At 70.7% G+C, this 23,247-nt stretch carries 16 protein-coding genes; 6 read left to right on the top strand and 10 right to left on the bottom strand.

The annotated features are described in order from the left end of the window. Positions 1-99 precede the first annotated feature (99 nt). Both VF139_17645 and VF139_17650 read left to right on the top strand, forming a co-directional pair. On the top strand, positions 100-3,225 hold the full coding sequence (locus tag VF139_17645; GenBank protein ID HEX6853224.1) for a carboxypeptidase-like regulatory domain-containing protein: 3,126 nt from the start codon (positions 100-102) through the stop codon (positions 3,223-3,225). A 59-nt stretch (positions 3,226-3,284) separates the two neighbouring features. After that, a complete protein-coding gene (locus VF139_17650; GenBank protein ID HEX6853225.1) occupies positions 3,285-3,566 on the top strand; it encodes a type II toxin-antitoxin system Phd/YefM family antitoxin in 282 nt (93 codons plus the stop codon). Positions 3,567-3,866: 300 nt separating this feature from the next. Here the strand turns inward: VF139_17650 and VF139_17655 are convergent, their stop codons facing one another. The 10 genes from VF139_17655 to VF139_17700 all read right to left on the bottom strand — a co-directional run bounded on the left by VF139_17655 (position 3,867) and on the right by VF139_17700 (position 16,538). Further along, on the bottom strand, positions 3,867-4,208 hold the full coding sequence (locus VF139_17655; GenBank protein ID HEX6853226.1) for a hypothetical protein: 342 nt from the start codon (positions 4,206-4,208) through the stop codon (positions 3,867-3,869). Between the two features lie 66 nt (positions 4,209-4,274). Beyond that, positions 4,275-4,922, bottom strand: a complete 648-nt coding sequence (locus VF139_17660; protein HEX6853227.1) for a Crp/Fnr family transcriptional regulator — start codon at positions 4,920-4,922, stop codon at positions 4,275-4,277. 12 nt (positions 4,923-4,934) lie between these two features. Then, a complete protein-coding gene (locus tag VF139_17665) occupies positions 4,935-5,549 on the bottom strand; it encodes a molecular chaperone TorD family protein (GenBank protein HEX6853228.1) in 615 nt (204 codons plus the stop codon). Beyond that, entirely contained in the window at positions 5,546-6,394 is an 849-nt protein-coding gene (locus VF139_17670) for an ethylbenzene dehydrogenase-related protein (GenBank protein HEX6853229.1), read from the bottom strand. Before VF139_17670 ends, VF139_17665 begins: the two co-directional genes overlap by 4 nt. Before the next feature lie 16 nt (positions 6,395-6,410). After that, complete coding sequence (locus VF139_17675) at positions 6,411-7,541, bottom strand: 4Fe-4S dicluster domain-containing protein (GenBank protein HEX6853230.1); 1,131 nt, start codon at positions 7,539-7,541, stop codon at positions 6,411-6,413. Continuing rightward, a complete protein-coding gene (locus VF139_17680) occupies positions 7,541-10,990 on the bottom strand; it encodes a molybdopterin-dependent oxidoreductase (protein ID HEX6853231.1) in 3,450 nt (1,149 codons plus the stop codon). Before VF139_17680 ends, VF139_17675 begins: the two co-directional genes overlap by 1 nt. Next, complete coding sequence (locus VF139_17685) at positions 10,987-12,618, bottom strand: c-type cytochrome (GenBank protein HEX6853232.1); 1,632 nt, start codon at positions 12,616-12,618, stop codon at positions 10,987-10,989. Before VF139_17685 ends, VF139_17680 begins: the two co-directional genes overlap by 4 nt. 1 nt (position 12,619) lies before the next feature. Continuing rightward, positions 12,620-14,152, bottom strand: a complete 1,533-nt coding sequence (locus VF139_17690; protein HEX6853233.1) for a cytochrome b N-terminal domain-containing protein — start codon at positions 14,150-14,152, stop codon at positions 12,620-12,622. Beyond that, on the bottom strand, positions 14,149-14,649 hold the full coding sequence (locus tag VF139_17695) for a Rieske 2Fe-2S domain-containing protein (protein ID HEX6853234.1): 501 nt from the start codon (positions 14,647-14,649) through the stop codon (positions 14,149-14,151). The genes VF139_17690 and VF139_17695 overlap by 4 nt, the downstream gene beginning before the upstream one ends. After that, complete coding sequence (locus VF139_17700) at positions 14,646-16,538, bottom strand: FAD-dependent oxidoreductase (protein HEX6853235.1); 1,893 nt, start codon at positions 16,536-16,538, stop codon at positions 14,646-14,648. Before VF139_17700 ends, VF139_17695 begins: the two co-directional genes overlap by 4 nt. Before the next feature lie 128 nt (positions 16,539-16,666). Between VF139_17700 and VF139_17705 the strand changes: the two genes are divergently transcribed. The 4 genes from VF139_17705 (at position 16,667) to VF139_17720 (ending at position 23,235) form a co-directional block, all read left to right on the top strand. After that, on the top strand, positions 16,667-17,134 hold the full coding sequence (locus tag VF139_17705) for a hemerythrin domain-containing protein (GenBank protein HEX6853236.1): 468 nt from the start codon (positions 16,667-16,669) through the stop codon (positions 17,132-17,134). Between the two features lie 4 nt (positions 17,135-17,138). Further along, positions 17,139-17,927 (top strand): YwiC-like family protein, encoded by a 789-nt coding sequence (locus VF139_17710; protein ID HEX6853237.1) that lies wholly within the window; start codon positions 17,139-17,141, stop codon positions 17,925-17,927. A gap of 128 nt (positions 17,928-18,055) precedes the next feature. Further along, the gene (locus VF139_17715) at positions 18,056-20,188 is read left to right on the top strand and encodes a fibronectin type III domain-containing protein (GenBank protein ID HEX6853238.1); all 2,133 of its coding nucleotides are present in this window, start codon (positions 18,056-18,058) and stop codon (positions 20,186-20,188) included. A gap of 14 nt (positions 20,189-20,202) precedes the next feature. Next, positions 20,203-23,235 carry a TonB-dependent receptor gene (locus VF139_17720; protein HEX6853239.1) on the top strand — a complete coding sequence of 1,011 codons (3,033 nt, stop codon included), beginning with the start codon at positions 20,203-20,205 and terminating at the stop codon, positions 23,233-23,235. Positions 23,236-23,247 lie beyond the last annotated feature (12 nt).

Below are 23,247 nucleotides of genomic sequence, written 5' to 3' on the forward strand. Positions count from 1 at the left end.
ATTGTAGCGGTTGCAGGGATGCAACCTCCGCTTGACTGAAACGGGTTGACACCGTTCGTCGCGATGGCGAGGCTCGGCGCACGAATTCCGGGGGTCGCCATGACGCCGCTCGCGATCGCGTTGCTCCTCGCCCTTCCGTCCATGCAGGTCGTCGACCGAGCCGGGAAGCCGGTTCCCGGCGCGACCGTCGCGTGCGTCGACCCGGGTCCCGGGGCCGACCCCTGCAGGAAGGTCCGCTGCGAGGCGGAAGGGTGGATCCCCCTCGAGGTGGAGACGGCAAAGCCGAAAGGCCGTTGCACGCTGGACCGAGCATTGACCGTGCTCGGCGAGATCCCCGGGCCGCCGCGAGGGAGCCTGGAGGTGCGGCTCGTCTCCGCACGCTCCGCCGACGCCGTCTTGAAGACCGCGCCGGCACCGGCCGCCGAGCCGGGCGCGCCGATGCGTTTCGCATTCCCGACGACGCGCGCCGGCTCGTTCCGGCTCGAGGTCGCGCGGGCCTCCGACGGCTGGACGTGCCGCACGGAGCTCGGTCCCGTCGCGGGTCGCGTGAGCGTTCCCGTCGGCTGGGTCGAGCCCGCGGTCGTGAACGGCCGCGCGATGGACGCGGAGGAGCGTCCGGTCCCGGGACTTCCCGTGCGCTCCTGGCAGGGCCGTGTGCGCGCCGAGCGGAACCCCCCTCCCGTCCGGGGCGCTTGGACGTGCCGGCAGGACGCCGGTTTCATCCTGAAGACCGACCCCGAAGGCCGGTTCCGACTCCCGGTGGACGGCCGGTTCGAGACGCTCGTCCTCGCCGGCGACCTCGAGGGGCCCGCGGGGGTCGCGTGGGCGCTGGTCGCGGAGCTCCCGACTCCCCCGATCACCCTGAACGTGCAGCGGCCGGTACGGCTCACCGCGAAAGTCCTGGATCGCGAGGACCGGCCTCAGGCTTGCAAGGCGCGGCTGTCTGCCGCGAAGCCGCGCGAGGCCGCCTTGATGCTCGCGTTCGGCGTGAAGGACGAGGGGACGTGCGATGCCTCCGGTCGGCTCGAGACCGCGTCGTTTCCCCCCTTCGACTGGAATCTGAAGGTGAAACCCGTAGGAGGGATGATGGTGGTCCGCAGCGGTTCCGCCCCCGCGTCGGGAACCGAGGAGGATCTGGGAGTCCTTCGCAGCGAGGCCGGCGACGGCATCGAGGTGCTGGTCGTGGACCCCGACGATCGACCGGTGTCCGGCGCCAAAGTCACGGCGAGCGGCTCCGCCGGTATCGTCCTCACCGTCGAGTCGGCGACAGGCCCCGACGGTCGTGCGTCGCTGTCCGGGCTGCCGCACCACGCGTCGATCCGCGTCGATGTCCGGGCGGCCGGCTTCACACGGCAGGGTCAGCTCACGTCGGCGGGGGGCGAGCCGATTCGCATACGCCTGGAGCGCGCGTCGAGCCTGTCGGGGACCGTGATCGACGAGGACGCCGAGCCCGTCGCGGGGGCGTTCGCGGAAGTCCTCGGTCCGAAGGGCCTGTCGCGAGCGGAGTCGCCGACCGGACCGGATGGCCGTTTCATCGTCGACAGCGCGCCGGTGGGAAAGCTGCGCGTGACCGCGAAGGCGGACGGCTACGGCGACGCGAGGCCGGTGGAGCTCGACCTCGCCGGCGGGGAGCGACGCGAGGGACTCGAGGTCGTATTGCCCCGCGCGGACGGGGTGCGGGGGCGCGTCGTGGATGTCGATGGGCGGCCCGTCGCGGGGGCGCGTGTGCGGCTGATGCCCGCGTGGGCGATCGAGTCGTATCCGGAGGAGCAGGCTGCGGTGGAGACCCGAAGCGACGCGGACGGCTCCTTCACGCTCCCCGGGACGGCCAACGCGGAGCTCGTGTTGATCGCGACCGCGACGGGGTACGGGCCGGCGCTCGACCGCGCGCCCATGGCGCTGGCCGGCAAGGAGTTGACGCTCACCCTTGCGGCCGAAGCGAAGTTGCGCGTGCGAATCGTCCCCAAGCCGGACACCCCTCGGAACGTGCTCGTCGTCGACGGCGCCGGCGTGGCCCAGAGTCGCTGGGTCGGGAGCGAGCCGGTGACGTTCGAGGGGCTGGCATCCGGACAAGGCAGGGCGGGATTCGGACGCCGCGACGGGACCGCGGTGACGCTCGCCGCGGGCCAGACCGCGGAAACCGACCTTCGCAGCGGCGGCAACGTCTCGGGGACCGTCTCCGCGGACGGCGTGCCGATGACCCGCGCCCGGGTCTGGGTGCTGCGGCTGCGGGAGCAGGGCTTCGATCGCGTTCGCGGCGCCGAGCCGGACGGCCAGGGTCGTTTCCGCGTCGAGGGATTGCCGGAAGGGAAGTATCGATTCGTGGCCCTCGCCGCCGACGGCCGCTCCGAGAGGGACGTGCAGGTCGCCGACGGCGGGGAGTCGAATCTCGATCTTCCGATCGCGCGCGTGCTCGCGATCGTCCGGGTTCGCCTGGAACAGGACGGGCGCCCCGTCGCGGATGCGCAGGCCCAGCTCACGCCCGTGGGCGGTCGTTGCGCGCAGACCGAGGGCATGTGGAGCTCGGGGGACCCTTGGGGCGTCGGAGTCGAGCTGACCGTGAGCGACGGCGGGTGCGACTTCGGACGGACCGGGGAGGGAGGGGTCGCCGTCCTCCGCCCGGCGGTCGCCGGCGAGTACACGCTCGCGGTGACCCCGAAGGGATACGAAGCCGTCGAGCGTCGCGTCGTCCTCGATCGCGGCGAAAACCTGATCGACGTCGCGGTCGGAAAAGGAGCGAGGCCCAAGCTGCGCGTGGTCCTCGATACGGATCCCCCGGGCATCGGCGGCACGCTGATCTGCTCGATGTCGAACGAAGATGCGTACAGCCTCGGCGGAGTCGCGGGCGTGGCCGAGTGTCCCAACGCGGTGGCCGGTCGAGGACTTCTCGTCTTCAAGATCCTCGGCTACGGGTTCGGGTGGGCCTCCGTGGACCTGCCGGAAAGCGGCGAGGTCGAGGCCCGCGTGATGGTCCGACGCGGAGGACGCCTCGTCGTGCCGGCCGCCGACACGACGGCGCGGCCGGTGCTGGATGACGGCTCCGGCGCTCCGTGGGTTGAGATCGTCAGGCAACTCAACGAGGTGTTCCGGTACGTCGGTGAGGGGGAGCACGGCCCCGCCTGGGTGATCGACGGCGTCCCGCCCGGCCGCTACGCGGTTTCGGTCGGGGGCGTCGCGCGCGGGGTCGTCGAGGTCACCGCGGGCGGGGAGGTGGTGGCACGGTGAGCGTACAAAAGAGCGTACAATCCGGCGTACAGCGCCAGCCCGCGCGCCGGAGGTCTCCGATGAAGCCGATCCGCCCGTCCGCCGACGTCCGTTCCCTCTCCGAATTCCGCGCGAACGTCGCGTCGCTCGTCCAGCAGGTCCAGAAGACCCGGCGGCCGCTGGTGCTCACCGTTCACGGGCGCGGGGCGGCGGTCCTTCTCGATGCCGAGGTCTATGAAGACCTGATCGAGCGACTCGGGGTGGTCGAGGACATCGAGGCGGGGATCGCCGACCTCGATGCCGGGCGAAGCCTGCCTCACGAGGACGTGAAGCGGCGGATCCGGAAGCGGCTCGGCAAGTGAACGTGCGTTGGTCGGTTCGAGCGGTGGAACGGTTGACGGAGATCGTCACGCACATCGCGATCGACCGGCCCGAGGCCGCGGCGAGGTGGGCGGAGCGGGTGCTCGAGATGACAGACGGGCTTGCGGATCAGCCGCTTCGCGGACGGCGCGTTCCACAATCGAAGCATCGCGCCGTGCGGGAACTGCTCCTCGGCGAGTACCGGATCTTCTATCGCGTGGCATCCGGTGAAGTCGAGATCATCAACGTCCGGCACGGCCGCCGACGCCACGATCCGAACGAGCTCGCCGAGCCTCGCCCGACTACGCCGACGGCGTACGGGACCCGCGTGACGCCCCCGGCATCACCCACGCCGCCAGCGCCGTGAACGCCGCGACCGAGCCGAGGATCACCCACATCCGGGTCGCGGGCTGGCCCGCCTGCTCGCGGAACGCCGCGATCCGCTGGGCCGTCCTCAGCCACTCGAACGCGCCCGCGACGAGCATCGCGCGCAGGGTCCAAGTCGCCCAGGCTTTCCGGACGAACAGCAGGCCGAGCGCGAGCAGACACAAGACGACGAGCGGGAGCAGCCCGGCGCGGTAGAAGTGCGCGCCGAGCACGACGAGCGCGAGAAACGCCGGGATCGATCGGAAGACGAGCTTCATCGAGGCCTCCGGAATTGGGGACAGCAACCTATTTCCGGGGCCCCGGAAATAGGTTGCTGTCCCCATTTACAGCCGGGCGCGGTCGAGGATCCGGACTTGGCGGCCGTTCATCTCGATCGCCCCTTCATGGATCATCCGGCTGAACGTGCGCGACACGATCTCCCGGACGGTCCCCAGGCGCGCGGCGATCTCCTGGTTGTTCCAGTGGAGCTCGAAGGTGTCGTTCTCCTCGGCGAGTTCGAGGAGCAGCCCCGCGAGGCGCTCGCGCACCGCCTTCAGCGACAGCTCCTGCACGAGGGCGACCATCCGTCGCAGGCGCATCGCGAGCGAGCCGATCACCGCGCGGGCGATCGCGGGCTCGCTCTCGACGAGACGGTGGAAGGTCGAAGGGGGCATGTTGAGGACGATCGCGTCCTCCATCGCCGCGCACGACGCGGGGTAGGGGAGCCCGTCGAGCAGCGGGAGCTCCGCCACGGTGCGGCCGGGCCCTTCCATCGCGAGGATCTGCTCGCGCCCCCCCTCGCCGAGCTTGTAGATCTTGACCGTGCCTTTCCAGACGACCCACAACCCCTTCGAAGGCTCTCCCTCGACCCAGAGGTTCTCCCCCTTCAGGAAGGTCTTCTCGTGGAGGTGGGTGAGGATCGCCTCGAGCTTCGCGTCGGGCAGTCCCGCGAAGATCGCGACCGTGCGGAGGACGTCGAGTTTTCCCGCCATGGGACGACGATGCTACCCCGTCGCCCCCGGGCACTCCATCGCGTCGTCGTCGGGGGGGACGACGGGAAGCGGGTCGGGGACGTCCCCGACGCGGCGGACCAGCGCCGCCGCCGCGAGCTCCCACACGGCAGGCGCGCCGGAGGCCGACAACTTCCGGAGTATCGGTCCCGCGACGGGGCGCAGGTGCTCCCCCGCGAACCTGCCGCGCGCCTCCGCGGTGAGGTGCGCCTCCTCCTCGCGCCCGCACTGCGCCGCGTACCCCTCCTTGAGCCACAGGTACCCGACGAATCCCGCGAGCACGGCGACGTGGTCGTGCGGGTCCTCCGCGCGCGGTCGGAAGGCGAAGGCGTCGTAGAACGTCGCGAGATCGGACAGGACGCGACCGGGATCCTCCCAACCGCGATAGGCGACCTCGCGCGGGGACGCCGCCCCGCCGGGTCCGAACCAGCGCAGGTACGTCCCTTCGTCGACCTCCCCCGCGTGCGACGCCGCCTCCCGGAGGTCGTCCGCGTCGAGGAGCGCGGCGACCTTCGCGACCTCCTCGGCCCAACCCGGGCGCGGGCGCTCGAAGAGAAGGCCCAGGAGCCGCCACGACGCCGACGCGCGAAGGAGCGCCTCGGACTTCACGGCCGCGCCTCGAGCTTCATCGGCGTCCAGGCCGAGCGCATCTTCCGCGCGCCGACCTCGCCCGCGTTCCCCTGCCAGATCGCGAACGCGACCTCCGTGCGCCCTCCGGGGGCGAGCCCGGCCGGAAGGGGGCGCGACACGACGACCGCCCATCCCGCCTCGAGCCGCGTGCCTTTTCCGTCGGACACGGTGCGAGGTGCGGGTTGCAGCGAGCCGGGCCCTTCGGCGACGAGGTCCTCGACCGGTTTCGTCCTGGGGCCGGCCATCGTGTTCCCCAGATTTCGCGCCGGGGCGTACCGGGACGCCATCTCGACCTGCTCGGGGGATCCCGCCTTCAGCGACTCGGCGTCGAAGGGGTAGTGGGGGGTCGCGGCGCCCGGGTAAAGCGCGTGGATGTCGTCGGCGCGCCCGTCCACCACGGCCTGCCACGTCGCCCGCCAATGCGTGATCTCGACCGGCTTTCCGATCTCGCCCATCTGGGGCGCGGGGACGTCCGGTTCGGTTCGCGCCGGCAGCTGCACGGCGCAGGCGTCGGTGAACATCGCCGGTCCGGGAACGTCCTCCTTCGACGCGTCGTCCCACTCCAGGCGGAAGGCGACGCGCGTGCCGTCGGAGGCCGCGCGCACCCGCACCTCCGCGGTCGAGGGGGTCATCAGCCGGGGTTCGACCAGGTCCTGCAGGAGCAGGGGCGCACGATGGACGGGCAGGGCGTTCCACGCGGGGTCCGCGGGGTCGGCGGGGAGGGTCGCGGCCTGGGCGACGACCACCTCCGGGACGAACACCGGGGCGCGGCTGCACGAGCCCGCGAGGGCGAGGGCGACGGCGACGAGCACGTAGCGGCGCATGGCTTTCCTCCGGTCCTCAGGGGGTGTTCGTGCGGATGACGCCGAAGCGCGGGTCGTGGGCGGGACGAACCTGCACCGGCTCGGTGATCGGGACGCGCACGATCTCGGTGCCGTCCTCCTCGAGCCCGAGCATCACGTCCCCCTGGCGGCGGAATCGCGGGACGATCCGGTCCGTACACCCGAACAGGGCGAACAGGCCCGCGAGCGTCTTGTCGTCGACGGCGGAGCGGTACGTCTCGATCGCGTGATCGACGCCGGGGCCGAACATCTGGTCGAGATAGGCCCTCGGCGCGTGGATCGGGGGCACGTAGTAGACGTTGGGCTCGAGCCCGAACTGCGGGAACAGCGGGAGCGCCACCTTGCGCACGTGCACGAGGTAATCGATCGGGTTGTCCTCCCGCACCTTGTCGGGGGTGTCGATGAACCCGGCGAAGCGGATCTTCCCGATGCAGTTCACGAAGCACTGAGGCTGCAGCCCCTGCTCGATCTTCGGGAAACAGGCGATGCACTTCTCGGAGGTCCCCGTCATCGGGTTGAAGAAGGTCTTCTTGTAGGGGCACGCCTTCACGCATTCCTGGTAGCCGCGACAACGCCCCTGGTCGAGGAGGACGATCCCGTCCTCGGGGCGCTTGTAGATCGAGCCGCGCGGGCAGGAGGCCAGACACGCCGGGTAGGTGCAGTGGTTGCAGATCCGCGCGAGGTAGAAAAACCAGCTCAGGTGCGGAACCTGGAGGAAGGCGCCGGCGTCGATCATCGGCCCCGCGCAGTCGTCCTCGCCGACGTTGGGGTGCGCGTAGTCGATCTCCTGGGGACGCCATCCCACGACGCGTTCTCCGGCCTGCGCCGCCTCGAACAGGGTCCGCCCCTCGTAGCGCCCGTTCGTCCAGTCCTGGCTTCCGAGCTTCTCGAGGACGTGCACGTCCCAGGCGAGGGGGTAGAAGCCGTACGGCTTCGTCTCGACGTTGTTCCAGAGCATGTACTCCTGGCCCTTCCCCGAGGTCCAGGTCGTCTTGCAGGCGAGCGTGCAGGTCTGGCACGCGATGCACTTGTTGACGTCGAAGATCGCGCCGAACTGTTTTTGCGGCCGCGACTCGGGGTACCAGTACGACATCTCGCGGCCGAGCTGCCAGTTGTGCACGCGTGCCATCAGCCTCTCCTTCCGTTCTTCCTCACGAAGCCGCCGGCGAGGTAGAGCTTCATCGCCTCGTTCTCGTAGCTCGGCCGGAAGCCCAGCTGCGCGGGGCGCCAGATCCCGCGGCCGTCGAGCCCTCCCGCCTCCGCCCGCGTGATCTTCACGATCGCCTCGCGGGGGGCTCCCGTCGGGCAGTGCACGTCGGGGACGAATCCCTCGCCGATCTTCTGACCCATCAGCTCCTTGCGCACGAGGGAGTCGGTCATCAGCGTGGGCTTGAGCCAGCCGCGGGTCGTCGACTGGTGCGACCCCGAGCGGAACATCGCCTGGTAGGGGCTGCGCGGGTTCTTCGCGAGCCCGTCGGGACGGGTGTGTTGCCCCTCGTAGGAGCCCGGGGAGGCGCCGTACATGTTGAACCACATGCGCGTCACGCCTCGCGGCGTCCCCGGGTAGTACCGCGCCCGGCACAGCAGGCGCGCCCACTTGTAGTTCTCCTTGTCCTTCTGCCAGCCGCGGAACGGGCGGTCCTCCGGGTCGGAGTCGATCCACACGTAGTCGCCGTCGTCGATTCCGAGCGCCTTCGCGTCGAGCGGGTTGATGTCGACGTACCCCTCGCTCACGAACGGCATGCGTTTGTCGTGGCGGTAGATGTCGCCGAACGGACCGAACAGGATCGCCACCATGTCGACGTCGATCGGCATCGTGTGCGCGCCGTGGCGGTACTTGGGGGTATGGAAGACGAACTTGTATCCGTCCTTCGCGAGCGGGTGCGCGGAGCCCCGCGTCTGCGCCCAGGTCTTGACGACGTTGCGCCCCTGCCGGACCTCGCACGAGAGATCGCTCCGCTCGACCCCGTAACTCTCCGGGCCGTCGGGGCGGATCGCTTCGTGCGCCGGCGCGACGATCACGTTCGGCTCGTAGAAGGTCGAGTCGATCGGCTCGCGGTGGACGGGGAGGTTCTCGCCGGCGCCGATGAACTCCGGCTCCTCGCGGTAGTACTCGAGGCGCCCCGACTTCGTGTACCAGGGCCTCGAGTCGGTGACCTGCTCGTACCCGACCGCTTTCGGGTTCGTGCGGTTCATCATCAGGGCGGGAACGCCGCGCCTGGCGCGCGCCTCGAGCTCGGTGAACCGGTACCCCTTGGCGTTCGAGGAGAAGTCCAGGATCCGCTGCAGGTAGACCTCCGCCCGGTCGTCCCGGACGAACTTGAAGAGGTCGGTGAAGCGCGGATCGGCGATGCGCTCGCCGAGCTTGCGCGCGACGGCCTCGAGGACCTCGATGTCCCCCCGCGTGTCGAAGATCTTCGGAAGCGGGGTGCGCGGGAAGACGCCGAGAAACGGGTTCGTGACCGAGGCGGTCATGTCCGGATGCTTCAGCTCGCACCAGGAGTCCACCGCGAAGACGACGTCGGCCCACTCGCACGAGGTCGACCACCACCAGTCGTTGACGGCGATCATCTCGATCTTCGGGAGGACGTTCATCACGGTGTTGTAGTGCCACTTGACGTTGCCGAGGATCGAGTTGGCGTTCGCGAACCACATCGACTTCGTCGGCGCGGGGATGTGCCCCTTGCCGGTGAGGACCTTCTTGCCGACCTTCAGGAAGTGGTCCTCGTGGTTGTAGTAGTGGGCCGATTCGGCGACCCAGTACTGCTTCGGCCGCGCGGGCTTCGCGGGGTCGAGCTCGAGGTCGAACGGATTCTCGTTGATGTACTGCGGGGCGCCGTTGAACATCGCCGTCCGGTAGTTCCCGGCGTACGAGCCGACGTTTCCCGCGATCCGGCCGACGTTCCCGGTGAGCGAGGCGAGCAGGAAGATCGCGCGGTCCTTGTTGTCGTTGTTGAAGAACTGGTTCGGACCCATCCCGATCGCGAACAGGGTCGTGCCGGGGGTCTTCGCGACCTGCTTGGCGAGCGCCTCGACGGCTGCGGCGGGGGCCCACGTGCACTCCTCGGTCGTCTTCGGGTCGAAATGCGCGCAGTACTCCTTCACGAGGTCGAAGACCGGGCGGCAACGGACCTTCGTCCCGTCCTTCAGCGCGACCTCCACGACCCCCTCGAGCCGAGGGTCGCCGATCGGGGAGAACTTCCCGACCTGGTCGCGGTTGAGGCGGGAGGGTGCGTTCGTCTTCCGGTCCCACCAGACGAAATCCCCCCAGGCGTCCCGGATCGCCTTGGGGATCAGCATCGCGTCGTGCAGGCCCGGCGGAGCGGTCTTGTCCCCCGGCGCCTGCACTTCGGTCTGGTTGCGCAGCGCCGCCGGAGCGTCGCCGAAGACCTCCGAGACCCGCAGGTACCGCAGGTTGTCCATGCGGACGAGGAGCGGAAGGTCGGTCCAGCGCTTGACGTAGTCCGCGTCGTAGAGGCCGTCGCGCAGGATCACGTGCGAGAGGCCCAGCGCCAGGGCGGGCGTCGTCCCGGGCCGGACGACGATCGCGTCGTCGGCCTTCGTGCAGGTCGCCGAGTACTCGCAGGCGATGACGACGATCCGCGTTCCCTTGAGCCGCGCCTCGGTGAGCCAGTGGGCGTCGGGCATCTTCGTCGTGATGAAGTTCATCCCCCAGACGACGACCGTCTTCGCGTGCTCGAGGGCGTGGAGGTCGAACTCGACCGTCTGCTGGCCGGTCACCATCGGGTGGCCCGGCGGAAGATCCGTGTGCCACGAGTAGTTGTCGAAGCCGCGGGCCCCCAGCGCCTTGTCGGGCGCGACCCCGCGGAGCTTGGCGTCCACGAGCGCCATGGCGTTGGCCAGGCGGTACATCCCGAAGACGCGCGTCATCCCCAGGAGCGGCATGCCGCCGCGGAACTTCAGGACCTGCGTTCCCGCGCCCTTCGTCGCCTCCACCATGAGGTCGTCGTAACCCTGGGCCTTGAGGAGCGACGATCCCTTCTCCCCGGTGTAGGTCCTCGCGATGTCGACGAGCGCGGCGGCGACGAGGGAGGCGGCCTCCTCGTGGGTGACCCGGACCCAGGTGTCCTTCCCGCGGTTGAAGTACTCCTTGGGAGGTTTCCCGTCCTCGCCGCGCGGGAACCCCTTCTCGACCCACGTCTTCCAACCCAGGCGGACCATCGGATGGCGGACGCGCCGGTCGCCGTAGAAGCGCCGGGTCAGGGCGAGTCCCTTCTGGCAGACCCGAGGGTCCCAGCGGTGGCTCACGCGATTCCCGTCGAGATCCTCCGCCTCGCCGTACTTCATCGTCGGCCCGATCCTCGTGATGACCCCCGACCGGACGTAGGCGTTGAGGATGCAGTTGTGCGTATCGTTCGGCGCGCATTGGAACGTGAAGATCGAGTCGTATTTCCAGAGGTCGCGGTAGGCGTGCTCCCAGTCGCGGTTCGGGTAACGCGCCAGCGGGTTGTCGGGGGCGTCGAGCCCCCAGCCGTCGGTCGCGGAGACGACGAACGCGCCGAACCCGGCGGCGGAGACGGACTTCAGGAATCGCCTGCGGTCGAGATCCCGGCTCATCGCTTCACCTCCCAGCGGCGCACGAACGCGACCACGGACTCGATCTCCTCGTCCGACAGCTCGCGGCGGGTCGTGGATGCGCGGGAGAAGCCCTCCATCGAGGTTCCTCGGCGCCCGTTTCGGATCGTCTCGTAGAGGTACGTGTCGGTCGCGTTCTCCAGGAGCACGGGATTCCGGAGGGAGGGCCCCTCCTTCCCCTCGCCCTTCTCGCCGTGGCAGGACGCGCACGCGCCGGCGTAGAGCGTCGCCCCCGCGGCGGCGTCGCCGCGCACCCACCGCGCGGGCCTCGCGTCGGGCTCGAACGCCGTCCCGCCGAGCTCGCGCAGGTGCGCGACCAGCGCGTCGATCTCCTCGGGGCGCAGGCCCCCGGGACCCCACGCCGGCATGCGCCGGCCGGGCCGGCCGTGGGTGACGGTCGCGCGCACGAACGCGTCGGACGCGACCCTCAGGAAGTCCGGATTCGCGATCGCCGGGAACGCGGGGGCTCCGGGGTAACGCATCCCCTGGCCGGATCGACCGTGGCAGGCGGCGCAGAACGTCCCGTAGAGCGTCGCGCCGTCGGTGGCGAACTCGCGCTCTCCCATCCGCTCGGTCCGGACGCGGTCCATCGGCCACAACGCCTCGGGGAGCTCCGCGCGTCGGAGCGAGAACAGGTAGTAGTCGAGTCGCTCGATCTCGGCGTCGGAGAGACCGAGCGCCGGCATCGCCGAACCCGGCACGACGGCGGCGGGAGCGCGGAAGTGCTCGGCGAAAAACGCCTCGAGGCTGCGCGTGCCGTCCCCGATCCTCCGGAAGTCGATCCGCCCGGGGTCCTTCTCGCCGACGCGGGTGAGGTCGGGGCCGTCGTCGCCGCCGACCCCGCCGACCTTGTGGCACCCGCGGCAGCCCAGGGTGTGGAACGTCGCCTTCGCCTCGACGAGGCCCGGCGCCCCGACCCGCGAGTCGAGATAAACCGCGATGGCGTCGAGATCCTCGGAGGCGATCGCCCCGAACCCCTCGAGCGTCGCGAGGTGTTTCGCGTGCCACGCGCGGTCGTACCCCCGCACCCCCACGCGCGACAGATCGCCGCCGGCGGGGGCCGCCGCGGCCAGGGGGCGAAGGGTCCCGCCGCGGCCGTCGACGGCGTGGCAGGCGAGGCAGTCGGCGCGCTCGAAGATCGCGCGCCCGCGCTCGAGGGAGGCGAGGTTCGGGACGCGGAGGTTGGTGTGGCACGTGCCGCAACCGGCGTAGGCGAACTTCCGCGGGATCATCGGGGTCGGCCAGAACTCGGCCGTTCCGTGCGCGTCCTCGAGGTCGGTCGCGCGCCCCTGGCCGGCGTGGCAGACGACGCACCCGAAGTCGTTCGGGTCGTGCACCACGTCGGGGTGTTTTCCGAAGACGCGATGGCCGGCGATCGGCGTCTCGCCGGGGGCCATGCCGACGTGGCAGCTCACGCAGCGGTCCATGGCGGAGGTCTTCGGCGCGACGACCTGGCGGAGCAGCACGGGAGACCCGGCCGGGGCGAGGCTCGCGTAGGCGGCCTGCAGGCGCCGCCATTCGCGATCGACGTTCTCGTCCCACGCGGCGACGCCCAGGACGGCGAGCGTCGCGAGGCTCGAGACGAGGAGCAGCACCTTGTTGCGCTTCATCTCAATGCCCCGGCCACTGGGAGTGCAGCCAGTAGAAGTCCCAATTCGGGCCGCGGAAATACGTGCCGACGATCGTGAGGACGACGAAGCCGCACAGGAAACAGGTGAACAGGGCCAACGCTCCCGCCCGGACCGAGTCGAAGCGGCGGATGGCCCACAACGAGAAGGCCGCGTACGCGACCGTGAGAACCGTCCCGGGGTTGACCGCGGTGATCAGAAGCTGCGGCGCGTGGGTCCACCACTGGCGGATCCACCCGACGTTCACGACGAACACCTCGAGGAGGAGCACCGCGCCGAGGCCGAAGGCGATCGAGGTTCCGACCAGGCGCCGCCCTCCCGGCCCTCCGAACCACTCCCCGGTCCCCTCCGTCTCGCGGTCGAGGTAGGGGATCAGGCCGAGCCCGAGCAGGACGATCCCCGGGATGCCGATGCCGCCCATGAAGGCGGAGAACGAGACGAGCTCCTGGAGCCCGAGGAAATACCACGGCGCCTTCGCGGGGTTCTCGGGGACGGCGGGGTTCGCGATCTCCTTGAGCGGCGCGTCGGAGACCAGGGCGAGCGCCACGCACAGGAACGTGGTGAGCATGAACACCGCCGCCTCGCCGTAGAACAGGTGCGGCATCGACGGCACGGTGTTCTCGGGGCCGCGGCCGACCCACGGGGTCTTCCCCTTCACGATCGCCGCGAGGCTGTAGGTCTTCGCCGGGGCCTCGGTGAAGGCCGGGACGATCGGCGCTTCGGGTGCGCCCAGGCGCGCGTCGGCGTCGGCGGGGCGCACGAGCCCGCCGTCCTTCCGGATCCGCCAGAAGTGCACGGCGACGAGGGCCGCGAGGGCGAGGGGGAGGATCATCACGTGCAGGAGGTAGAAGCGGATCAGCGCCTCCTCGCCGACGTCCTCCGAGCCCAGCAGGATCAGCTTCTGGAGCCCGCCGGGGTCGAACCACCCCGTCATCCCGAGCGCGTCGGTCACCTCCCGCGGCGACTGCGCGATGTTCGCGCCGATCGTGATCGCCCAGTACGCGAGCTGGTCCCACGGGAGCAGGTAGCCGGTGAACGAGAGGCCGAGGGTCACCACGAGCAGCCCCATCCCGACGACCCAGTTGTATTCGCGCGGGGCTCGGTAGGCCGAGGTGAAGAACACCCTCGCCATGTGCAGGATCACCACCGCGACCATGATCTGCGCCGCCCAGCGGTGGATGTTCCGGATGAACCGGCCGGTCGGGACGACGAAGTGGAGATCCTTGATCGAGGCGTAGGCGACGTCCGGGTAGGGCTTGTAATAGAACATCAGCAACACGCCCGTCACGAGCGTGATGAGGAACGCCGCGAAGGCGGCGGTGCCCAGGCCCCACGTCGTCGCCCAGCGCAGCGACCAGCGGTGCGTGCGGACCGGATGGAGGTGCAGGAAGACGTTCCCGAAGACGAACGTCGACCGCGTGCGGTCGGTTGCGGGCCTGCCGCCGCGGAACATCGTCTCCACGAAGCGCCGCGGCGCCGCGCGCAGGTTCGCGACGAAGGCCCGGAGCGCGCTCATGTGATCGTCACCTTCGTCCCCTGCGGGACGACCGACCCTTCGTCCACGACGTAGGTCCCGCCGGCGACCTCCCTCACCTCGAGCCAGGGGAGGGACTTGGGTGCGGGCCCGCGCACGACCGAGCCGTCCGGCGCGAAACGCGAGCCGTGGCACGGGCAATGGAACCCGTCCTCGGCGGGCTTCACGATGCAGCCGAGGTGGGTGCAGACGGTCGAGATCGCGAAGATCCCGCCGGCATCGCGGTACAACGCGACCGAGCGCCCGGGGGGCACGAACGGCTGCCCCTCGGCGAGGTTCTCGGGGAGGGTCACGCGGAACTTCTTCGAGGGGCTCGGGAGCACGGCCGCCTTGGGGAGGCGCAACATGCCGGCGAGCGCGAACAGGACCGCGGTGCCCATCGCGCTCAGCGCGGCGAGGCCGAGGAAGTCGCGACGCGGCACGGGATCCGGGTCGAGCCTCGAGCGTTCGGCTTCGGCCGAGTGGGGCTTCGTCGTCATCGGCTCCTCCAGGTCGTCGTGAAGGTCGTGCGCTCCATCGAGATCGCGTCGACCGGGCATCGCATCGCGCAGAGCGCGCACCGGATGCAGCGGTCCTCGTCCTTGAGGATCGCGGAATCGTCGGGGGGGCCGAGCTCGGGGGCGACGTCCGCGAGCGCGACGAGCTTCAGGCACTCGGTCGGGCAGACGTCGGCGCATCCGCCGCACAACACGCATCGCGCGCCGTCGAAGACGGGGGTCACCCCGCAATCGAGGCAACGCGAGGCCTCGCGGCGGGCCAGAACCGCGTCGTAGCCGATCTCGACGAGCGCCTCGGGGCTGGCGAGGCGACGCTCGGGGGGGAGCAGGGGGATGTCCGTGCGCCGCAACGCCTCGTACCCGCGTTCCCGGCGCCAGCGCTCGATCGGCAGGTGCGCCTGCAGCGCCGTCGCCTCGATCGTGCGGCCGGTCACGTGGCGGTACACCGCGCGCGCGGTCTTCTTCCCGGAGGCCACCGCGTCGATGAGCAGGCGCGTCCCGTGCGCGAGATCGCCGGCCACGAAGATCCCCGGCGCGGTCGTTTCGTTGCTCGCGGGGTCCACCTTCGGCCAGCCCGGTCGCGCCTCCTCGAGGTCGGGGGCGCCTTCCTTCAGGAACGCGAGGTCGGGCATCTGCCCCGCGGCGAAGATCACCGTGTCGCCCTCGACGATCCGCGTGGAGGCGTCGTCGTAGGTCGGGGCGAACCGCCGGTTCTCGTCGTAGACGCGAAGGCAGCGGCGGAAGACCACCCCGGTGACCGATCCGTCGAGCCCCCGCTGGATCTCGAGCGGGCCCCAGCCGTTGAGTCGCTCGACCCCCTCCTCGTCCCCCTCGAGGATCTCGAGGGTGTCCGCGGGCATCTCCTCGAGCGTCTCGAGGGAGACCAGGCGCACGCGCCGCGTGCCGGCCAGGCGCGCCGCGGTCCGCGCCGCGTCCCACGCCTCCTGGCGCAGCACGGTCCGCGCGACGTCGTAGGCGACGTTGCCGCCGCCGATCACGACGACGTCGCCGCCGAGGTCGAGCGCCTCGCCGAGGGCGACGGCGCGGAGCAGATCGACCCCGCCGTAGACCCGCGGCCCCGCCTCGCCGGAAAGTCCGAGGGAGCGCGGGCGCTTGGCCCCCACGGCGACGACGACGGCGGCGAACTCGCGGCGCAACGTGGCGAAGTCGACGTCGCGTCCGACGGCGGTCGAGCAGCGGATCTCGACCCCCAGCGCCTCGATCACCGCGATCTCCCGCCGGATCAGCTCGCGGGGAAGCCGGTAGGCGGGAACGCCCAGGACCAACATCCCCGCGGCGACCGGCTCCGACTCGAAGACGACGGGGCGGAGCCCCATCAGCGCGAGGTCGTGGGCGCACGACAGCCCCGCGGGGCCGGCGCCGACGATGGCGACGCGTTCGCCGGACGCCGGGACGAACCTCCCGTCGAGTGACGCCCGCAGCAACCCGGCCATCTCCTCGATCCCGGCGCCGACCTCGGGAATCCAGTCGCGCAGCTTTCCGAGGACCTCCTCGGGCGGTTGCGCCTCCACGCCGTGTTGCTCGCAGGCGAACCGCTTGAGGGCGCGAATCGCCACCGGCCGGTCGTTTCCGACGAACGCCCCGTCGTCGTCGACCTTCGGGACCTTCCCGCGTCGGCAGGCGGTCTCGCAGGGCGCGCCGCAGATCCGCCCGCAGATCGAGGCGAACGGGTTCGGCCCGCGGGCGATGAGGTAGGCCTCCTCGAACCGTCCCTCCGCGATCGCCCGGACGTACCCGCGCGCGTCGGTGTGGACCGGGCAGGCCTCCTGGCAGGCGACGAGTCTTCGGTGATGGTCCTCGGCGGGGACCTCGACACGGAGGACGCGCAGCGACGACGCCGGGACGCTCATGTTCCTTGATTAGTCCCGTGGGCCTCTTGCGGCTGTGACCAATATCACACGCCGCGTCGCGAGCGGGCGTGACCCCGGTCACGGACCGCGACCGTCCCTCGCCCGATGATCCGCCGCGGAGGTGACCGATGGACCCGATCGACGCGTTGGTCGTGGAACACGAGGCGGCATTGCGGGAGCTCGAGCGGCTGCGCGTCGCGGCGACGCGCCTCGACCAGCCGGGAGCCCTCGCGGACTTCGAGGGCGCGCTCCGGTTCCTGGAGACCGAGATCCGGGCCCACAATCAGTGGGAGGAGGATCACCTGTTCCCCAAGCTCGAGCTCTACTTCGGTCCTCACGGGCCGTGCGTCGTCATGCGGGCGGAGCATCGGCAGCTCTGGGACCTCTACGCCCACGTGGGGCCGTTGCTCGACGCCGTGAAGGGGGGAACGGCGAGCGCCGAGGAGGGGGCCCAGCTCGCCCGTGTCGCGTCGTCGATCGTCGACCTCCTCGTGCAGCACATCGCGAAGGAGAACCAGATCCTCTTCCCGATGGCCAAGCAGATGCTCCGGCCCGACGATCTCGAGGCGATGCGCGCCGCGCGCCCCGAGGCCTGACCCCGTGACCGCTCCCCCTCCGCTCCCGAGAGAACACGGCGCGTGGGTGATGCTCGCGCTGCCGCTGATTCTCGGGCTGACGTTGGGAGGGGGAAGCCCCGCGGCGTGGGGGGTCCCCGCCGCGGCGATCCTCGCCTTCCTGGCGCACTACGCCCTCGTGCCGGTGCTCCAGCGCAAGCGGACGGGGAAACCGGGTCCGGCCGAGTGGACCCGCGCGCGGTGGAGCTGGGGGGCGATCTACCTCGGCGGCGCGGGGGTCGCCTTCGCAGCAACGTGGCTTCTTTCGCCGACGCGCGGGGCGCTGGGGACGCTGGCCGCGGTCAGCGGGGGGTGCGCGGCGGTTTATTTCGTCGCGGCGGCGTTCGGTTCGGGGCGGGCGATCGCGAGTGAGCTCGTGGGGATGGCGGGGATGGCGCTGGCGGCCCCCCTCGTCGCGGCGGCGGCGGGCGTCCTCGACCGCCGTGCGTGGACGGCGGCGGCGATCGCCTTCGCCTATTTCCTGTCCTCGGTGGCCTTCGTCCGGGCATACGGCGCTTTCCGCGAGGACCGCGCGGCGGCGACGGTGCGCTGTCTGACGGCGCACGCGGGGGTGGCGGTCGGCGTCGTCGCGCTCGCGGTTGCCGGGCTCGTGGCGGCCCTCCCGCTTCTCGCCTTGGCTCCGGCGGCGATCCGCACGTCGTGGGGGCTGGCACGCCCTCCCGCCAACCTCCGGGCGCTCGGCATGGGGGAGCTCGGGGTGGCGGTCGCCCTGGCGGCGTCGGCGATCGTCCTTCTGCGTGTCGGGGGGCTGTAACCTCCGGAATTCGCTGGGCATCGGACCCCCGGGGGCGCCTTCCCCTTGCCAACCGGGGTGGCGGAGGGTAAAAGGCGCAGCGTCTCGAGGGGAGGAAGGGACGCCGCATGCGCCGACACCATCGATTCGTGGCCGTCTTCATCGCGGCGGCCTGGGCCGTCGCCGCCCAGGCGGCGCCCGATCGGGACGTTCGCGCCTCCCGCCTCGACCTGCGCGGGTCCCTCCCGGCGGACCTCGTTCAGCCGGAAGGGAAGTCGCGGTGGGATCTGACGGGCGTGCCGCGGGCCGGCGACACCCGCCGGACGCTGACCTTCGGCCCGGGGTCGGTCGAGCGGACGATCGACGGGGCGATCACGAAGTGGACCTCGGTCGATCCCGCCGACGCGGCGCTGCGCTGGTTCGCGCCGGACCGGACGGCGAGCCTCAAGCCCGGGACGCGCGAGACCCTCGAGATCGAATCGGCCGGCGAGCGGCTGGTCGTCGAGACGAGCGTCGTCGGAATCGGCTGGGTCCACCTGCCGAGCGGGCCGCGCGAGACGGTCCTGCAGCGAGCGCTCGTCCTGTCCCGGCCCGCCGGGGTGGCCGGCTTCCGGCCGGCGTCGCTGGTCTACCGCTGGGTCGACCCCAGGGCCGGCGTCGTCGCCGAGGTCGAGAGCACGGCCTCGGCCGACGGGAAGACCGCCCTCGAGGCGAAGGGCGGGTTCGTGGCGGAGGAGATCCTCGCCGGGGCGGCGGACCTGAAGATCTACGTCGATCAGCTCTACAAGCCGTCGAACGTCGACCTCAACTGGGGATTCGATCGGGGAGCGGTGCCGGTCTCGTCGCTCACGCCCGAGGCCTACCCGACGATCGGCGACCTCATCAACGCGAACAGCTGGGACTTCTCCCAGAACACCTCCGGGACCTTCGACGTCGCGCAGCTCCAGGTTCCCTTGAATGCGCAGGAGAGCTGCAACGCGGCGAATTCCCAGTGCGGCTACACCGACCCGACGGCCGACCTCGGCCGCCAGGACAAATACAACTCATCCAACACCCTCGTCCGCAAGGACAACCAGGTCACGCAGCGCGAGAACCGCGCGACCGACGTCACCATCTGGTCCCGGGCGGGGGCGCAGAAGGAAGGGACCCCGGGGGCGTTCGGCAGCGGGGAGACGCGGTACTGCTACGTCAGCACCAGCGGCCGTACCCGCAACCCCGTCCCGCTGTGGCGCTTCCCGCACCAGGACGCCGGCGGCTGGTACATGCAGGCGGGGGACGCGTGGAGCGGCGGTCCGACCTCCTCCTGCCAGCAGACCCTCTTCAACTGTACGTGCGGCGACTGCGGGGGCCTCTTCCAGCAGCTCTACTCGAGGTCGTGTTCCGGCTTCGCGGGGACGCAGGGCGGCACGATCCTGAAAGGCGGCGTCGTCACCACACCCTCGGGGCACACGTTCAACGCCCTGCTCGTGAGGACCGTCGGCGAGTTCTGCGTCTACTCCGACTCCGGCTGCATCTTCAAGTTCGACGAGGTCCGGACCGTCGTCTACACGTGGCAGTCGCCCTACGTGGGGACGCTCGTGCTGCTCCAGTCTCCGCAGCTCGTCCCCAACTTCACCTCGTGGACCACGACGGAGAACACGAGCATCGCGTACGGGCTCTACCCGCCGGTGTCGATCGCGGCGAACGCGAGCACGGACACGACGGTGAGCCTGTCGTGGAACCCGGGGAACGACACGCACCGCATCGCCCGCTACAAGATCTACTGGGACACCGATTCGGGTGCGACGACTCCCTACGCGTTCGACTCGGACGCGAATGCCGGGCAGGTGAGCTTCGTGGGGACGACGGCGACGATCTCGGGGCTCACCCCCGGGACCACGTACCACTTCACCGTGACCTCGATCGCGAACTACACCGATCCGTCGTCGGGGCTGAACCGGACCTACGAGAGCATCAAGTACCCGACGCAGGTCGCAGGGGATCCGTCGTTCCTCTACCCCGTCGAGGTGCAGCGCGCGACGACGGGAGGCAGCTGCGTCCCCGCCGCGGCGGTGACCGGCGTGGTCGTGAACAAGAGTGGAACGGACGTCCAGGTCTGCTGGAATCCGACCGCCGACACGTGCGCGACGGGATACGACGTTCTCGGCGCCGCCTCGCCGACGAGCCCGGCGAACTTCACGACGGTCGGGCAGACGGTGGGGCTCGAGACCTGCTGGACGGGGAACCCCGCCTCGACCTACCTGAAGGTCGTCGCCCGGGGGCCCGGCGGTCAGGGTCCTTGAGGTAGATTCGTCCCGTGAAGCGACTCCTCCTGGCCGCCGCGATGCTCCTCGTCGGATGGAGCGCCGCGGTTGCGCAATCGACCACGGCGCGGGTGCAGGGCGTCGTCGCCTCGGAGAGCGGCGGCACCGTCCCGGGCGCGCTCGTGCAGGCCCGCGCCGCCAGGAGCGGCGTCGTGCGCACCGCGGTCACCGACGCATCCGGACGGTACAGCTTCGACCTCCTCGAACCCGGGGAGTGGGTGTTCGTCGCGCGCAGCCCGGAGGGAGTGCTCAGCGACTCGATCAGCGTCGTCCTGCGCCTCCAGCAGACCCTGCGCGTCGACCTCGCCGTGGGGAAGGGGCTCGTGGAGGAGGTCGAGGTCACCGATGCCGCGCCGCTGGTGGACCCGCAGCGTGTCGGCGGGGAGCTTCGCATCGGGCGCGTCGAGACCGAGCAGATCCCGATCGCCGCGCGCAACGTGACCGACCTCGCGCTGCTCGACGCGTCGGTGCGTGTGGCCCCCGCGGGGAACTACTACGGCGAACGCGGTTCGGCCTTCGTGATCAACGGCCAGACCGGCCGGTCGAACTCGTTCCTCGTGGACGGACTCGACAACAACGACCAGTCGAGCGGCACGAACCTCAACGCGTCGTTTTCGCAGCTGGTCGTCTCGGAGTTCGTCGTCCTCACCCACCAGTACGCGGCGGAGTTCGGCCGCGCTTCGGGCGGGGTGGTGAACATCGTCACCGGGCGGGGCGGGAACGAGCTCGAGTCGGCCTTCTTCGCGCAGGGCTCCGCGGCGCGGTGGAACTCCTCCGGGGCGCTGGTGAACGCGTTGCCGGGGGAGGGGACCGAGTCCGGCTCCGGGTTCCAGACCGGGTTCCGGGCGAGCGGCCCCTTCGCGAAGGACAAGGCCTTCTGGTTCGTCGCCTACGAGCATCAGGGGGCGGAGGAGGTCACGCCGTACACCGGGACGACGGAGAACGGCATCGCCGGGGGGCGGGTGTCCGAACGGCGGCGCGACGACAACCTCTTCCTGCGCACCGACTTCAACCTCGACACGAACAACGTCCTCATGGTGCGGCTCTCGGCGGACGACCGGAAGACCCCCAACCTCAACGTGGGGGGCGTGTTCACTCCCGAGTCGGGGTTCGGGGTGGACGAGCAGGACTTCCAGCTCGCGGCGTCCCTCACCTCCGTGCTCTCCCCCAGGGCGACGAACGAGCTCCGGTTCCTGTACGGGTCCTCGACCTTCGACCAGCAGGCGAACTCGGAGGACTTCGGGATCGAGCGGCCGTCGGGGATCTACGGCGGCAACGACCTCAGCGCGCAGCTTCGCGAAGAGCGCCGGTTCCAGATCGTCGACAACCTCACCCTGCGGCGCGGCAACCACACGCTGAAGACGGGGTACGACATCACGCACTCGAAGACGCGGGTCGAGGCTCGGTTCAACCCCGTCGGGAACTTCCTCTACGAGACCGACGCCCCCTTCGAGCCCGGGGATTGCGGCGACATCGTCGCCTCGCAGGTCGAGGGGCACTGCTCCCTCGGCGACCCGCTCAGCCCGACGGAGTGCCGTCGCGACGCCGACTGCCAGGGGGACGGGCTCGGGTACTGCATCCTCCCCACGATCCCCTGCCCGGGCGTCCCCGACGTCGACGACGACGGCGACGGCCGGGTCGACGAGGACGGCGACATCACGACGTACGCCACGGTCTACCAGCTGATCTTCGGCGACCCGAAGTCCACGCTCGACGACACGCGGATCGGCTTCTTCGCGCAGGACAGCTGGCAGGTTTCGCCGAAGCTCCTCCTCGATTACGGCCTCCGGTGGGACGCCTCGACGTTCCGCCTCCCCGAGTCGGCGCGCGTCGAGACGCCCAACACCCCCAACGGCGGGGCGCCGCGGGACTGGAACGACTTCGCGCCGCGGTTCGGGTTCACCTGGCAGCCCCGCGACGACGGCAAGCTCGTGGTGCGCGGAGGGGCGGGGATCTTCTACGACAAGCTGGTGCTCGCCTTCCCCGCGGTGTCGGCGATCACGTCGGGGACGAAGATCGGGCTCTACTTCCCGCAGGGGACGACGGTCGAGCTGACCCCCGAGTTCATCGAGGAGATCGGCATCGACATCATCAAGCAGGCGCTCGAGTTCCCCGAGGAGCTCACGCTGCGCTTCTCGACCGGCACGGAGCTGAATACCCCGTACGCGAACCAGTTCAACCTCGGCGCCGAAGGGGCGATCGGGCGCGGGGCGTGGAGCGCGAACGTCGTGCGCACGCTCGGATTCTCCCAGCCGCGCATGAAGGACCTGAATCCCGTCATCGACGCGAGCGGCGTGAACGCGCTCCCGGTCCACCGCGACCCGGTCGTCGGCTCGATCGCCGCGGTCGTGACCGAGGGGCGCAGCTGGTACTCGGGACTCGAGCTCGGCTGGAAGTGGCGCGGCGAGTCCTCCTGGCACAGCGTGTCGTACACGCTGTCCCGCTCCGAGGACGACGGCCCGGACCCGCTCCTGGGAGGGATCTACCTGCCGCCGCGCCCCGCCGTCGCGGACGCGGGGGCTTTCGAGAGCTTCGCCTCCGAGCGCGGCCGGTCGGATTACGACCGTCGCCACCGCTTCGTCGTCGCGGGGGAGATGCCGCTCCCCTGGTGGGGGCTGCGGCTCTCGTCGGTGGCGCAATACATGAGCGCCGCACCGTTCAACGTCACGACCGGCCGCGACGAGAACAGCGACGGGATCACGACCGACCGGCCCCAGGGCGTGGGCCGCAACACCGGCGCGAAGTCCCCGCTCGAGGAGGTGAACGCCCTGCGCGAGCGGTTCGACCTCGCCCCGGTGACCGGCCTGAAGGAGAACGCCTACGTGCAGGTCGACCTTCGCGTCACGCGCCCGTTTGCGGCCGGGAAGGTCAAGTCGGGCGAGTTCTTCGCCCAGGTCTTCAACGTCTTCGACCGCTTCAACGCGGGTCAGGTCGAAGGGCGCGCAACCGCGCAGAATTTCGGCCAGCCGATCACCGCGGCGGGCCCCCCACGCACCATCGAGTTCGGGATCAAGCTGGCGATGTAAATGGGGACGGCA

Source organism: Candidatus Polarisedimenticolaceae bacterium, from assembly GCA_036376135.1.
Classification (GTDB): Bacteria; Acidobacteriota; Polarisedimenticolia; order Polarisedimenticolales; family DASRJG01; genus DASVAW01.

Coding starts and splice junctions, on each gene's coding strand:
- VF139_17680 (HEX6853231.1), bottom strand. CDS start 10,990: ATGAGCCGGGATCTCGACCGCAGGCGATTCCTGAAGTCCGTCTCCGCC.
- VF139_17675 (HEX6853230.1), bottom strand. CDS start 7,541: ATGGCACGCGTGCACAACTGGCAGCTCGGCCGCGAGATGTCGTACTGG.
- VF139_17650 (HEX6853225.1), top strand. CDS start 3,285: ATGAAGCCGATCCGCCCGTCCGCCGACGTCCGTTCCCTCTCCGAATTC.
- VF139_17695 (HEX6853234.1), bottom strand. CDS start 14,649: ATGACGACGAAGCCCCACTCGGCCGAAGCCGAACGCTCGAGGCTCGAC.
- VF139_17655 (HEX6853226.1), bottom strand. CDS start 4,208: ATGAAGCTCGTCTTCCGATCGATCCCGGCGTTTCTCGCGCTCGTCGTG.
- VF139_17705 (HEX6853236.1), top strand. CDS start 16,667: ATGGACCCGATCGACGCGTTGGTCGTGGAACACGAGGCGGCATTGCGG.
- VF139_17670 (HEX6853229.1), bottom strand. CDS start 6,394: ATGCGCCGCTACGTGCTCGTCGCCGTCGCCCTCGCCCTCGCGGGCTCG.
- VF139_17700 (HEX6853235.1), bottom strand. CDS start 16,538: ATGAGCGTCCCGGCGTCGTCGCTGCGCGTCCTCCGTGTCGAGGTCCCC.
- VF139_17690 (HEX6853233.1), bottom strand. CDS start 14,152: ATGAGCGCGCTCCGGGCCTTCGTCGCGAACCTGCGCGCGGCGCCGCGG.
- VF139_17645 (HEX6853224.1), top strand. CDS start 100: ATGACGCCGCTCGCGATCGCGTTGCTCCTCGCCCTTCCGTCCATGCAG.
- VF139_17660 (HEX6853227.1), bottom strand. CDS start 4,922: ATGGCGGGAAAACTCGACGTCCTCCGCACGGTCGCGATCTTCGCGGGA.
- VF139_17685 (HEX6853232.1), bottom strand. CDS start 12,618: ATGAAGCGCAACAAGGTGCTGCTCCTCGTCTCGAGCCTCGCGACGCTC.